Raw genomic sequence first — 14800 nt, 5'->3', positions numbered from 1 at the left:
GATGAAGATTAACCATTACTTAATTTCTCGCCCGGTTTCTAACATCCGCTCCTTTTAATAATTAAAGGGATTGATTCTCAAACACGACTGTGCCGCGTATTGCGGTTCGCCTATCTTATGCCACTCTGTCAATACGCCCTGCGGATCAGGAATTGTTCTCTATACAAATTACACACTCCCACGGTTGACCCAGCGTCTATTTTGGCGCAAGCGGGTACACCAGAAAGTGCGCACCGTGCAAGTATCCAGAGCCATGGTTTCCTAAAAGGTTTCCACAGTTAGTCCGACGCTCCGAGTTGTAATCGGGAAAGCTTAGAGGGCCAATCTGGGGAAAGGAGAGGGCAGCTCAGTGAGAGCCTGAACTTCTATTGAGCCATAGCTACGCTGACGAATAAGGAACACGAATTGAATTAGGCCCCAACATCGACGAGCCTGCGGTCTGCAGACTCGTCGCGGATCGGCTGAAAGGGCGACTCACCCTGACGGTGAATCGCTCGAAGTACCTTTCACTTTATATAGACAGCGTGTTCATACCGCCCGGGGCCGGCCCTAGCCGTCGACAACGACGATCATTGAGTACAGGTAGTAGCCACCAAATCATAGCCAGCTGGTACGTCCTGCCCTAAACCTCAAATCATATCTACGGCCACGTCTTGCTCAGAGGACCACGTAAACGGAACCATGGCTATCGGCCATCCATGCACGTTATATAAATCATAGTTTCCCGCATTGCCATTGCTTTGGCCAATCGCGGGCGCCGTGGTTGCAGTCAGATAAAGCTGCTGCAGCTCGGCCACCGTCGGCAAACGCTGGCCTTGGTTGCGACAAAAACTGTCCGCTTCGGTCCAGATACGCAGCGTGGTGTCCGGGGTGAGGAAACCCTCAGTATTGCCCACCACCTGCAACACCGCTGACGTCGCAGGCGCGCCGCTTTTCGGTGTCCCGGTCTGGGCCACGGGGGTCACCGAGAACTGCAGGGGTTGGTGATTGTCGCTGTCGACCAGGTTGTAGGTCTCACTTGTTGCGCCGGCGATGGGCACGCCGTTGCGTGTCCATTGTTGCGTGCTGGCACCCTCCAGATCACCGTCGGCATCGCTGTAGCGGTAGCTGGCGTTCAAGGTCTGACCCACCACCCGAATCTCGCTGGTGCCGGTCGGGGCTACGGTCACGGGCGCGTCGCCAGGCTGTGGCGCAATGCTCTGCGCGGCGGACGGTACCCGGATGCCGACGGCTTCGCTGCCAGTCGCCGCCACCGGGGTAACGGCGAAACTCACCTGATGCCCCTCGTCGGCGACCACCGGGGTGTAGGTGGTCTGGTTGGCGCCGGCGATGGCCACGCCGTCACGCAACCATTGCAGCTGGCTGGCCCCTTCGGCATCGTCCTGCCCATCGGTGTAGGTATAACTGCCGGTCAGGCTCTGGCCCACTTGTGGCACGCCGCTGATCTGCACATTGCTGGCCACCGGCGCATCGGCGTTGGCCCACGGCGCACTGTCCGGGGCACTGCGGTTACCCTAAGCATCCTGGCTGACTGCCACCACATGGCCGCTGGGCTGCACGGTGGAAGCCTCGACGGTCCACTGCCCGCTGCCGTCGGCCACCACGCTGCTGCTGTTGTCCGGCCAGGTCACCAACACCGTGTTACCGGCTTCGGTCGTTCCGGAGGCTTCCGGCTGGTTGTTGGCGTTGCGGTCGCTGACGCTCATCGTGGGCGCGGTGGGTGCCTGGGCGTCGAGCGTTTCGTTGACCTGCAGGGCGTAATAGGCACTGGCCAGGGCCACGCCATTGAGGGCTTAGCTGGCTGTCACCGTCAGGGCCTGAGTGCTGGCCCCCGGCGGGTACGGTGATCAGGCCGCTGTTGGCATCGATGCTGAACGGCGCTACCGAACGGGTGGCCGGGCTGCTCAGGCAGTAGGTCCCCACCGCCCCGGGGCTGACCCCTTGCAGGGGGGGGCTGGCCGGGTCAAGGCGCTGGGCGCCCCGAGCGGGGGCGCTTGCAGCGTCAGTTCGGCGGCACCAAAGGCGAACGCCAGGGTCTGCGGTTTTGCCTTTTGCTTTTAGTCGAGCACCACGTTGTACTCACGCTGGACAAAGTCCTTGCGTTCCGACGCCAGCGGTTGTAGGGCAATCGCGCGTTGCGCGTCCAGTTGCGACGACAGGCTCAGGTCGAAGCACCAGTTCAGGCTCAAACCGACCTGCCATTGGCTGTCGCCGCCTTGGATCTGCTGGTGTTCGGCATTCACGCCGAGCAGCGGGATCGACTGCCAGCGCAGGCCCACAGCATAACCGTTCGGGTCTTTTTCCAGCTCGCCGCCGCCGAACACGTCGACGCCGTCGCCGGACCACTGGAAGTACTTGAGGGTGGCGGCCAGTTGCGGCACGCCCGGCACCAGGATTTCACCGCGCGCATCCCAGCCCGAGGCAGGCCGCTCGTACAGGTCGAAGTGCTCGGGGTCGCTGTTCAGTTGCTGTTCATCCGAGCGTTTCCAGTCACTCAATGGCGCGTAGGCGTTGGCCGCCAGGCGCACGTCGTTGGTCCAGGCTTCAAGCCCGACCCCAGCGCGGGTATGATCACGGCTCAGGTCCTGGTCGATGAAGGCGTTGGTGCCGAGCATCAGGTTGTCATTGAGCTGGTGGCGATACCCCAGGCCCAGGTTGCCCAGGCTGCGCGAATCAAAGGTGCGCCCACCTACCTGCAGGAACAGGATGTCTTCGGGGCGTTCCAGCAGCGGGTGCAGGTAGTCGAACTCCACGTCGACATCGTGGGATTCGGTGTTGGTGCTCACCCCGATCTTGGCGCGCCCGTAGTGTACCAGCAGGTCTTCGGCTTGTTGCGACAAGGCGTTGCCTGCGCGACTGGCGGCCATCTGCGTCAGCGCGTCGCCGGTGCTTCTACCGGACTGTGCGTCGAGGTTTTGTGCCGTGGCGCTCAAGGTTTGCGCGACCTGAGTGTCGAGCTCCGGGTCTTCAGCCTCGCTGACGCCGGCCAGCGGCGCAGGCGCCACCAGGCGATCACCGGTGGTCAATCGCGCGACGGCGGCAGAGCTCATCAGCTGGCCGTTGAAGCGCGCCAGTTCACGCTCCGAGCGGTTGTAGCGCAGGGCCAACGAAACGCCAGGTTTTCCCCGGGTTTGAGCTGTCGGATCACGTACCCCGGGTAATGCAGCGCTCGCCGCTCAGGGTCTTGGGCACTAGCCACACCCGGTCCGACCAGCCATAGCTCGCGCCCCGCGCCTGCAGGTCGGCCAAGGACGCCTCTGGCACGCCAAAACGTTGGGCGACTTCGGCGAGGGTCTCGCCGCCTTGCGGGGTGTACAGCAGATAGCTCGACACCCGCTCCTGCGTCAGGCGACTGGCCTGCTCGGCTGGCGCGGCCATCACGAAGGGGGCCGCCAGCACTTCGTAATCATATAAGGGCAGCAGCAGACTAGCGGTCACCCGACGCAACCGACTGGCTTTGGTTCCGGCACGCAAAGCCGGTTTTAGTGGGGACGGGACCAACGTTGGATTCGCTTGCGGTGTGACGGGACCCTTCGGAACGCGTGCTCAAGGACGACCTCTTTTTATCAAGCGGTGCTCGAGCGACTGATCGCGCCTTTCGGCCAGCGTCACAGGCACCCGAGAAAATGGCCCGCGAGCTTGCGAAGGGAGGCACTTTCAAACCAATCAAAAATTATTATTAATGCATTTGAGGCGCGCCTGGGCGGGGCCTCAGGGCACGGCTTAGTGGCGAGGACAGCCAAGGAAAAGGCCTAAGACGCCCGCCGCGACGCGCGCGCAGCGGTTAGCCGGCAGAACCACCGTGATGGGGCGGAGTCTTTGGCACCGATTTGGCACTGAGCACCTCTGCAGTGAATGGCCTAGGTCAGGACACCCAAAACATTCTTAAGTCTTAGAAAAGACTTTGCTCGGCCGCACACTCAACGCTCGCCACCTCCGACCGATACCCATCTTGACGTGACCAAGGGTTAGCAGATCCCGATCGATGGTTAAGGCACGGTCATTCGATCCCGACTTATCGTTGGCCTTGATCAGGCATCCTTAGCGTTAGTGAGGGTATCACGCGGAGGTGCTCCCTTTGCCTTGCAATAGGGCGCCATTGTTGTGGATTAGGCGTTTGGCATTTGAGGGTGAGTGATCACCGGCCAGCAGGTGCGAGTGGTTGTTGTTACGCGCTGTGCCGCCAGCGGTCGTTCGCAGCTTTGCCCGTAGTCGCATCAAGTGCCAGGCAATTGTCCGTTCTCATCCCGGAAACAGGTAACGGTCCCCTCCCTCTGGCTCCGGGGGCCCTGGTGATGGAAGGGTAACTGTCGGTTGGTTAGTTGATCGCCTTCAACATGCTGGCCGCGCGGTTGGCCGATCATGCGGCTGGCCCGGCGGGGGAGCAATTTCAGCAAAGGGGACGCCTCACGTAAGTGCAACAGGCGAGATAGGGTCATGCAGCGATCAATCCTGTCATACAGTGATCGCATGGTTGTGCACGCAAGGCCTGGAGCCGCAAGCGTAGGTGCGCAACGCTCAACCCGCTATACGCTCGTCTGAGTTTCGACCCCGCATGAACTCAGGATTAACATATTGGCACTGAGTGCTTCGATGAGTAATGGTGTTTTCAATCTTCAAACCGAAGAGACGTCCGTGTGTATGTCAGTTTTCCCATCTTGAAGTTTGTCAACCGCCAACCTGAGTTGGCGGTTGTGTAGGCTAGTTGAGGACGAAGCCTGTTTGTCGCAACGTCTCGCTTGGCGCAATTGTGCCGTCGTTAGAGTATTACCATGGCAGGCACGCTAAAATCCGTTTGCCGCGGCCGTTAATCCGCAGCCCCAAGCATCGTTGCTCATAGACTGCACGGTCGAAGGCCCCACGGTCGGGGGCGATGGAAAGAAGACATTCACCGGGCTGCCCCAAGAGGCGGAGTTCAATGGATCCGCAGAGGACACGTAGTACAGGTGGGTACCATCCCCGTAGAAGATATAGATCCTTCCGGCGAAAACAGTCACCCCAACGGAGGTCGCAGGATTTTGCCCAATGTTTATCACGGCATAAGAACTCGCTGGGTCAGTGTTGGGGTAGGGGACGACGACAATCTGGCCGTTGTTTTTTGGCACCAAAGCAACATAGATTTGATCCTCAAAAACAAAGGCGGCGGGCGAGTTATCCGAAGTATAGGTCTGATCGGGGGCCATGATGCTGCTGACGTTGGTATCCGCAGTCCAGCTTCCGGCGGTGTCCATGGTTGAGAGCCATAGATCGCCGTCGTTTTTCGAAGACGAATGGAAAACATACAAGATCTCGCCATTGGCCACGGCTGACGGCCCCGCCCAAAGCCCTACATTGTCAACCTGTATCGGATTCGACCATGTGGTACCTGTATCCACGGAAGTTGTATACCACAATTCATTATTTACAGCGGCTTGATAGAAGCAATAAAGCAACCCGTTGAACACGACAGCGCCCGGCGAGGAGCCCGAGGCGACCCCGCCATTTAGCACAAGAACATTTCCGTTCCAGCCATTCGTGGCATTGCCCGAAACGGCGAACATGTCGTTCCCTGACAAATAAAGGCTAATCAACGTATCATTGATATACAACGCGGCGGGGCTAGCCGACATCCCGAGGAAGTCAGAGGGAGAGTTCATGTTCGGCACCGATGTCATTCCTCGCCCTGATGTACCCAACACGCTGCTATCTGGAGTCAACGAAGTAGTCCAAAGGGCACCATTAGAATTCATGGCGCAGTAAATTTGACTGTCATCTGTAGCGATGCCGGGAAAACCAAAGAGCGACGTCGGAGCAACGCCGACGGGCACGCTCCAAGTGGTTCCATCAGTTGAACTGGTATACCAAAGCCCGCCGATAGGAGGCTCGTAGAAAACGTACATACTGCCGTAGGCAACCACGGCAAAAGGCTGTGTCGACGACATCGGAAGCGATTGCCCTTCAGGCGCTATCGGTTTGCCAGGTGCGGTTACGCCTGTGGAGCTCAACGAGGTATAGCTCAGGAAGTTGCCATCGTTTTGATAAAATACGTAGAGCCACTCATTACCGGATGAGTCAGTGAAGGTTACTGATCCGGGTGATGATTCAGTAATTATGTTGGCCCAGATCCCCGTAGTCCAGCTCCCGCCGGGCACTGATGAACTATTCGCAAAACCTAAGGAACCCGATGCTGTCTGATACAAGACATAGATTTCGCCATCGAGCACAGCTGCGCTGGGATTTCCTTGCATAAGACCGTCTGCGCCAACCTGCCAATAGGCCCCCGCGTTAGGGTAGCTGTAATAGAGTTGCCCCCCTGGCTTATACTCCGCAATATCGTCAAGGTTGAGACCTTGGTAAAAAACATAGATCTGCTCATTGAATGCAACCGCGCTGGGCGCCGTAACCGACTGGCAGTCAGTCATTATTTGAACGTCCGACCAACTGAGTCCGTTGCTTGTATTGGTGCAGGTTAGGTAACGAATATCTGGCGTTGTAGCTTGAGCATCGGTACCCAGGTAAAAAATAGAAACCTCATCATTCAGCTCTGCAGCGGAAGGCGGCGTATTCGAGTAAAATGAAACAGGACTTTCTTGAATCCAGTTGTTACCAAACAACAGCCCAACTAATTTATTACCGATGATGGCTGTTACTGAAATCGCTAATCCAGTCAGGGTGGTCGGTGGACCAATAATTTGCAGGCATGGGGTAGGTTCATAGGCCATACTAATAACTCCTTGCTCTTGGGTGTGTGGTAAATAAGATAATTGGCGAATTGATTTGCTCGTTATCTGTCAGCCTGTATCTACCATTGTGCCGGCCCTTCCTCGCTATCCGTCTGAGCCAGATCAGCATCGATGCCGATGCCATTGACTGGCTATGAAAGGCTGGATTATTTGATAACCGCGCGTAGGTATTGCTGGAACTGAGCTGCATGACTTCCAATACTGCTGGAAAGGAAGGGTCGTACAGCTGTTGGTCCGAGAGAACGGCCTTCGCTCCTACATACATCCCGGAACATTAACCGGCCGAGGACACCGCGACGCACCAGGCATTGCAGCAGTCAATCACGGTCACGTTATCGGCGCTTGCATTACTTTCGATGCCCTCCAGATCGCCCCAAATACTTACGCCTGGAGGATACCCAATGGATCTGGCGCTTGTGCCCGCGTTGACTCCGCCTGTCTGCTGCGCCGTTTCCAAAGAGCTCACTGAGTCGAAATGGAAACCAGTTACCCCGATGGAGCGGCGCTGATAATGCCGAAGAGCATCATAGCCAACTCCAATCTATGCAAAAAATTAAGTTGAGTGGATAAGCAATGTATTGTGCTACGAAGGAGGTCGCGCGCATTCGCAATGTGGTCGTTTCATTTTTTATTGCTGGCTCGCACCGAGTAGTTTTACCAATCTATCATTGTTTAATGATTTGTCCTGTTGGTGAGACTAGGTTAGAGGAGATTTTCATGTTCGCCGCACATTACTTAGAAGTATTCGCTATAGTAAAAAAATTTCTTATAAGTATACACGCACCATGGAATTTTCATGGGTGGACTGAACGTGACTGCGGAGCAGCAAAGGTTGGTCTTCATTATCATGACATCCCTTTCAATGGCTCTACCCAGGCCGTGCACTTCGCGCGTAGCTATCGGACGATATGACGTTTCAAAAGCGCTGCCTCACTATACGACAAACACTGTTCACTACGCATATGGCATAATATTTGGTTTTCGGAGTGCGGGTACCATTGGCTTGTCGCAGAGAATTTTTCATCTCGGTATAAAACGACACTGCCCGTGTATTAGACGGTCATACCACATACTGCGTTTCAGTAGTTGATGGCAATGCCTTTGAGCTTGCGCCACTGAATCGTTTCGATGTCATGGCTTCAAAGAAGAGCGCTAATGTAAGCTGCGGCTGACTGGGCGTGGTCATACACTACGATGATGCGGCTGCGCCGAGTTTGACGCCTTCTTCACGCAGTTTTTGTTCCGCTTTAGTGATCGTCGGGCGACAACTACTTTGAACGCCGACATTTCACCATTCTCATTTCTTGGTGGTGGGCATGTCAGCCGTTTAATCAGCTTCATGATCGATGTGATGGTCCTCAATGCTGCTGCAACTCAACTCTTTGCGGGCATTGTCGGTCATACCGGTCGCCTATTGGTTGCTGCGACTTTGCGATAGCGAATACACCCACGCGCAACGAAAATTTAATTTGTAATCCCCCAATGAGCCAAGGGCCTGGCGCTTCGGATCATTTCAGCGACGGATCATCCTTGTTCATTTTCTTCCAGTCCTGCAGCACCACCTGTGCCTTAGATTCCTGACCGGCTTGGATGAGGTACTGAGTCAAAGCCAGCCGTGCATCGCGGTTGGCGGGCTGCACCTTCAACAGCCTTTCCAATTCGACACAGGCTGCCTCGCCCTGGCCGCTGTCGTGGAGCGCCACGGCAAGGACGTAGCCGTACTGGGCGTTCTCGGGTTCCAGTTGCGCGGCTTTGCGCAGAGCCGGCATGGCCTGCGCCGTTTTACCCGCACGCACCAGCGACAAGCCTTGGGTATGTTTCAACAGTGCGGCCTCCGGGTGCTCTTTCAGACTTTGTGCGAGCAGTATCTGAGCTTCCTGGCCCCGTCCGCCCGCTTCCAACCATTGCACCAGCATCACCAGGGCCGGGTGGAAATCCGGGTCATGTTTGAGCGCCGTGCGCAGCAGCGGTTCGACTTCGCCGCTGCGGCCGCTGGCCTGGTAAAGCATGGCGAGGTTGAGGTTGGCTTCCGCGCGCTCGGCGAGGTCTTTTTGCACGCTTTCATACTCGGCAATCGCGGCGTCCCAGTTAGCCTGAGCGTTGCCCAGACCATTGCGAGCGACGTTGAGCAGATCCCGGGCGGCAACGATCCGCACAACCTTGACCGGATCATTAAGCAAGGGCACCAACAGCGGAGCGCGTTCCGGTGGCGGCAGGAGCGCGCTGATCGCCCGGACGGCGCTCTCACGCACCTGAGGCGCAGGGTTGGATAGGTCTCGCGTCGCCAGTTTCAATGCCTGTTCGCTGGGGTACAGCGCTAATTCGGCCAGCAAGGTGGCACGCTGAATCGACGGCAGGTTGCTGCGTTGCAGTTGCTCGTACAAGGCTTGTGCCGCGCCGGGCTGTCCGTTTCGGATCAGCCACAGGCTTTCGTCATACCGTGGCGCTTGAGGGGTGGTGGCTGTGGTCCAGAGCTTGAATTGCTCGGTGACTTTGTCACCTGCCTTATCCTGGTGACAGGTCAGGCAGGCGTCCGGAGTGCCGAGTCTTTTCGCTCGCTCAGGGTTGGGAATGCTGAAGCTGTGGTCATGGCGGAAGTCGTTGCCCATGTAGAACTTTCCGGGCATGTGGCAATCCACGCATTGCGAACCCGGCTGGCCCATTGCGTGACGGGTGTGTTCAATGGCGTCGTAATGCTTCGCCTGCAGGCCTTTGCCATCGACACCTTCGACCGCGGTTTTGCCGGCGGTGTTGTGGCATTGCAAACACACTCCGTTGGCAGGCACCGTGAGTTCGTTGCTGTGTGGATTGTGGCAATTGCTACAGCGCACACCCTTATCGAACATTTTGCTCTGAGCAAAAGAGCCGTGCTCGAACACTTCGTCATTGATCTTGCCGTCCAGCGCGTACAGTTCCCGAGTGAGGGCACTGGGTAGGTAGTCATCCATCAGCCGTTTGCCGACGGTGAAGCCATCGCCCAGTGGTGCGCGACGGGAGTGACAGCGAGCACACGTCTCGATCTCGACCGTGGCGTTTTTGTCCCTGAGATCAACGGCAAAACCTGCATGCCTCAGGTCGCCTTTTTTTGCCGTCCATTCCAGGTGATTGGACGCGGGGCCATGGCACGCCTGACAGCCGACACCCAGGCGGTTCCAATGGCTGGTAAAAGTATTTGTTTGCGCATCAAAGTTGCGTTTGTAACCGGTAGTGTGGCACTCGACGCACATGAAATTGGCATTTTGGTTCGGTCTGCTCCAGTGCAGCGGATTCTTGAAATTCACTCCCTGGCCAGCATACAGATGAAACCAGCGGTGCCTCTCGGTATCCCAGGCGACGCCCAGCGCTTGCAAGCGACCTTTACCGACTTCAATCAGATATTGCTGCAACGGCGCGATACCGAAGGTGTAAGCCACCTTGAAATCAGCGTTTTTGCCATCAAGACCGGGCGTATTGACCCAGAACTCGTCGTTTCTGCGAAAAAACCGTATCGTTTCTTTCTCGGCTTTGACGCTGACGTTAGTGAAATCACCGAGCATCGTTTCGGCGCTGGCTTCCTGCATCGCCAATTGGTGATGCGAGCCTTGCCAGTCTTTCACTTGCTCGCTGTGACAGCCCTGGCATTTCTGTTCATCGACCATCGTCGCCGGGGCTATCGTTACCTGTGACGGTTTGATAGGCGCGGTGACCGGCGTATTTGGCGCATAGGTCGCGCTGGCAGGTTTGCTGCTGTACAGAAACCAGCCGATGTCCGCGATAGCCAAGAGCAACACGCCAACGCTGACGGGAAACACATAGCGATTGATCGAGGTCGAGGTCGAGCGCGAAGCGGGCGGCAGTGGCATCTTGTTCTTATGTTTTGGCATTGCGAATTCATAGTCCGGATGGTTGGCGTCAGGTGCTCGTTCACGTTTGATCCAGCTTTGTCGGACAACGGGCGACTGTCAAAAAATATGATAGCGAATCACCTATTGATCATGACACGCCTATCCGGTGTAGGAATTCCCAGGATAAATTCTAAGGCTTTGATAATTTTTGGCTGGATCGAGACGGTGGGTGGCCATACGTCACTCTATTGAATTTGCTGACTCAAAGTCACGCACCGTCTGCAATGCAGAATCACAACGGGGAATGTATAACTGAACATTCGCCCGCGCTTGGGCATGATGGCGGCTTCTCTACCGGCGACGTCAACCAGGGCTTCATGACGAATGATGCTTAAGCGGCGAACACCCTGGGCGCGATCTTTGGCACTCAGGCTAACCGGACAAATTTTTCCAGGACAGAGACGACCTGGCGCGGTGATAGGTCCTTGGCGGAGCGCTCGCCGGCGACGCGGGTGAGGACGGCTCGGTAGGTCTCATCGTCCAGGCCGAGTGGTGATTGGCGATGTGGAGTTGGCGAGACGGCTCATGGAAGGGGGCTCGGGTTGATGGCCTGCAGACAGGTGGGCGTATCACGGCGAGCCAAAGCGGCCATGTAGTGATCTGCTTCGGCGCTTTCTTCGAAACCTCCTGTCTGGCGAAGGCCATTCCATGTCTGCCACCGTACCAACGCCCCTGACCATCTTGAATGTGGTTGCCCCGATCACTCGTTACGGGCTTTGCGCCGTGCGGCCTGTGTAAGTTATTTTGAGGAGGGCTGGCTCGCATGGGAGTTGAGTGACTTAAGGCCAATTACATCCTGTGACCATCCGCGCGGCACGGGGTATCTGCGAGGTAGATATCCTGGTTCCAGACCGACACTGATCATTAAGATAGACTTGTTGGGCAGACGCTCACGCTGCGGAGAGGGGGGCATGGGAAAGGGTGCACGGCGCGGACCGGCAAATGCTCAGCGCCTTCTGTAGAAAGCACCCACCGGATTGAAAGGAACGCGTTATGGAGACAATGACGCGGTTGTGTAATTTAAACGAAAGCCAGGCAGACCTGGCTTTCGGAAAAAATAAATAGTTATTGTGTTTAGGTTATACGCCTGGATTCAGTGGGGTGGGCTCCGCGGGCTTAGTCGGAGATCGCTGGTCATAGAGTTTGGCATCTCTTAACTCGGCTAACGTTTTGACTTCACCCCTGGACGTCCATACCCCATTCGGCTTTCGCGCATTGAGCAGCAAGCTGGAGGGTTGATAGCGGGTCAGGAATTTATTTCCATATACATTGCTAACCCCGTCCCAATTACCTGGTTCAATGGTCAGTTGGTCCGCGATTTTATCAATGAGGCTCGGCTGCCCCTTTTTTTTCAGTGACGAATTGCATTGCAAGCAATAAATCGACTCGGTCTTTTTGACATATTCTGGGGGCATCGACTCATCAAGTACTTTAAGCATCCCCTTGCCACCCACGATTTTATAATCCTCATCGATCGGAGATTCGATAACAGCCCGCCCGGAAAGCCCATGCCCGACCAAAAAGAGGCGTCCGCTGTATTCACCGCCCCCCATTAGCTTCTTTAATTCTTCGGGGCCAGCGCTCGGATGCCATAAACTAGGCTTTCTTACCAAGCCTGAAAAATTACCGTACATGGGACTGGGGGCGCTGCCGGTTGTAGGTAACTTATCCAGGTAGACATAGATGTCTTCTTTAACCGGCGCAGTTGTCCCATCAAGCCGGGTTTTCCCAAGTCCACCTTCATCCGTAGGTTTCTTGTGACCATCCTCCGTTACGTCGACCAGACCTTTATAGCCTTTCACTGGACCAGCCGTTTTAATTCCCAGCGCTTTGATTGATTCATCTAGTCGAGCAACTAAACTCGGGCCATCTGCAGTACATACTCCCGTATCACAACCGACCGCAGTCACCTTGCGCACATCTACCGCAAGGCCAGCATTTTGGCCTCCCTTTCCACTGACCTTCATGACCTCGTTGGCCAGTTTGTGCGCATCGAGCCCGCCTAGGGATTTGGCGCCGGAGGGAGCGGTATCGCCATGCCCCACCAGTTCCACTTTGGTTGTGCCTCCGAGGCGCTGGGGGTCGCCGGCCACTACGATGTGTTGCCCTTGGTCATTTCGCTCGATAATGACACTGTTGCTCGGATGCTTATCATGAATACGTTGTGCTGCCCGATCAGTGACCGGATCCGACTCCAACTTCACGATGACTCGCGTATCGTATTTGCTACCCGCAGACGGCAGGGGCTCAGGAGCGTTAACTCGCAACTTTGGCTTGGCTGTGAAGTCATGAGCGGAGTTAATCGTAATATCGCCAGACGGAGTGCGGCTATAGCGCAATTTGCCTTCGTTGGTCCACGTTTTAATATTGTGAAATTCACTTGTTTCACTAAGTAGTGCATGGCTTGGATATACCTTACTCCATCGATAGTCATGATGATTATCAATTCTAACGCCATCAGATGCAAAAACCTCATCTACGCCTGGGAGCTTTGTCAGCATTTTTGTTGCAAAATTGTCACAGTGCTTAAAGCCTCCAAAACATCCGTAAAACTTAACCGTGGGCACTGTTTTGTTTTCAAGCAAATCTACAGAAGTTAAATTAAATTGGTTTTTTGGATACATTTGTATGGCCGGGGTATATTTCTGCGAAGGACTCAAACCACCATGAGTATCAAAAATCACTTCATCCAGCGATGGTGTCTTGATCCCGATGTCGTTCCAAGCGCTTATCATGTCTTCATTGCTTTTTACACCGGCATAGTACACGTCGTGACCTTTGTCAGCCATCATCATTATTCGTTTTGTACTGCGAACAACGTCGGCATTTTCTACGCCACCATTCCCTATTCCATCTTGATATACATAAAGTAATTTTTTTGGTTGTTTCGTCGAGTTTGATTTGAAGTCGGTGATTCGTTTAGTCACTCCCTCTGGATAAGGGGAATAGCTTTTCAATGGAGAGTCTGAGAATTTTTTTATCAGATGCGTCCCATTTTCCTGCGTTAAACCAGATTTGTTCGGGGCCTCTATTGCCACGTCGCCAGGCCCTTTGTAAAGGTCGCGCGACTCTAGTTCGTCTTTGGCATCTGGCAGGGACGTCTTGAGCGCATGACCTTTGTCTTTAGGTAGTGATGGCTTGAGTATCTCATCAGAACTAACAGGTAGTTTTGTCCATGTTCTCATGTCCCAAACGGGTGAGTCAGGAACACCCTCGCTAGCAGCGATAAATAATGAGTGCTCACCCTGAGCATTCCGTTCGACAATTACGCTGTTGTCGGGATGCTTGTCATATAGGCGTTGTACTGCCTTGTCCGTCACAGGGTCCGACTCCAGCTTTACAATCACGCGAGCGTCGTACTTGTTGTCCACAAGGGGCGCCTCTTCCAACAGAGGTGGTAAATGTTTGGCCGTTGGAGCAGCCGCTGGCTTGGAGTCGAAATCGATGACCACATCTTCCGTGCCCACAGGGGCTTTACCGACGCCTGGTCCGCTTGCGGATGCCGCAGGTTCGTTGATGACGGCTGAGTCATCGTGGCTGACCGAGCCCGACGCCTGACGACTGTCGTAGATCGACTTGCCCGTCTTGTCATTACCGCTCGCCGGCGTCGCGGGGGCAGGAGCCGTGGTGGACCCTTTCGATCCTTCGTTGACGGTGAAAACGCCACCTCTAGGTTCAGCGCTGGTCCTCGAAGTAGGCCGTTTATATTCATCTCGCGTCGCGACTGTCCACGCCTGTTTACTGACGGGCGGGTTGTCCAGGCCCTCCTCAGGGATCCCCGCTGGCGGCTTGGGTTTTAAGGTAATGGTTTTTGGCGGCGTACCCGCTATCTCCTCATTAATAGGAGGGCGTGTGGACTGCGGCGGCCGTAAGTCTGGACCTTTTTCGGGAACCATTGTTCCAGGCGCTTTGGGCGCCGATACGACGCCCCCCGTGGGTGGCTTGGGCACAACGACAGTGTTATCGATCGGTGGCAAGGCTGCCGTGGGAGCCCGACGCGGAACCGGTGGCCGAACGGGCGGTGGCGGCAAGGCTGGCGACTGGGTCTGATCTAATGGCGAAGATTGTGCGAGTGGTTTAGCGCCAGAACCCGACTTGCTCGGGATCTTGGTCGGGATACCCAGCTTGATGTCGTTGCCGGCGATCTTCTCGTCCTGGGTCACCACCAGACGGTTATCCATGTCGGTGTTAAGA

The 14800-nt window shown here is 55.7% G+C and carries 7 protein-coding genes and 1 pseudogene; all 8 read right to left on the bottom strand.

Annotated elements, in window-relative coordinates:
- Positions 1–629 precede the first annotated feature (629 nt).
- Positions 630–1463 carry a hypothetical protein gene (locus ACIPL2_RS08295; RefSeq protein ID WP_401354834.1) on the bottom strand — a complete coding sequence of 278 codons (834 nt, stop codon included), beginning with the start codon at positions 1461–1463 and terminating at the stop codon, positions 630–632.
- A gap of 51 nt (positions 1464–1514) precedes the next feature.
- Positions 1515–1781, bottom strand: coding sequence for an Ig-like domain-containing protein (locus ACIPL2_RS08290; RefSeq protein ID WP_401354832.1), 267 nt, complete (start codon positions 1779–1781; stop codon positions 1515–1517).
- Positions 1782–2057: 276 nt separating this feature from the next.
- The gene (locus tag ACIPL2_RS08285; protein WP_401354829.1) at positions 2058–3107 is read right to left on the bottom strand and encodes an inverse autotransporter beta domain-containing protein; all 1050 of its coding nucleotides are present in this window, start codon (positions 3105–3107) and stop codon (positions 2058–2060) included.
- A 37-nt stretch (positions 3108–3144) separates the two neighbouring features.
- Positions 3145–3438, bottom strand: a complete 294-nt coding sequence (locus ACIPL2_RS08280) for a hypothetical protein (protein WP_401354827.1) — start codon at positions 3436–3438, stop codon at positions 3145–3147.
- 1346 nt (positions 3439–4784) lie between these two features.
- Positions 4785–6701: a hypothetical protein gene (locus tag ACIPL2_RS08275; RefSeq protein WP_401354824.1), complete on the bottom strand. Its 1917-nt coding sequence runs from the start codon at positions 6699–6701 to the stop codon at positions 4785–4787.
- Positions 6702–8230: 1529 nt separating this feature from the next.
- Positions 8231–10585 (bottom strand): multiheme c-type cytochrome, encoded by a 2355-nt coding sequence (locus ACIPL2_RS08270; RefSeq protein WP_401354822.1) that lies wholly within the window; start codon positions 10583–10585, stop codon positions 8231–8233.
- Between the two features lie 394 nt (positions 10586–10979).
- Positions 10980–11090, bottom strand: a pseudogene (locus tag ACIPL2_RS08265) (phage protein GemA/Gp16 family protein); the annotation flags it as partial.
- A gap of 595 nt (positions 11091–11685) precedes the next feature.
- Entirely contained in the window at positions 11686–14787 is a 3102-nt protein-coding gene (locus ACIPL2_RS08260; protein WP_401354820.1) for a C80 family cysteine peptidase, read from the bottom strand.
- Positions 14788–14800 lie beyond the last annotated feature (13 nt).

This window comes from Pseudomonas sp. NPDC086251 (genome assembly GCF_044746405.1).
In the GTDB taxonomy this organism is placed as follows: domain Bacteria; phylum Pseudomonadota; class Gammaproteobacteria; order Pseudomonadales; family Pseudomonadaceae; genus Aquipseudomonas.
This window is presented reverse-complemented; position numbering and strand designations above follow the sequence as displayed.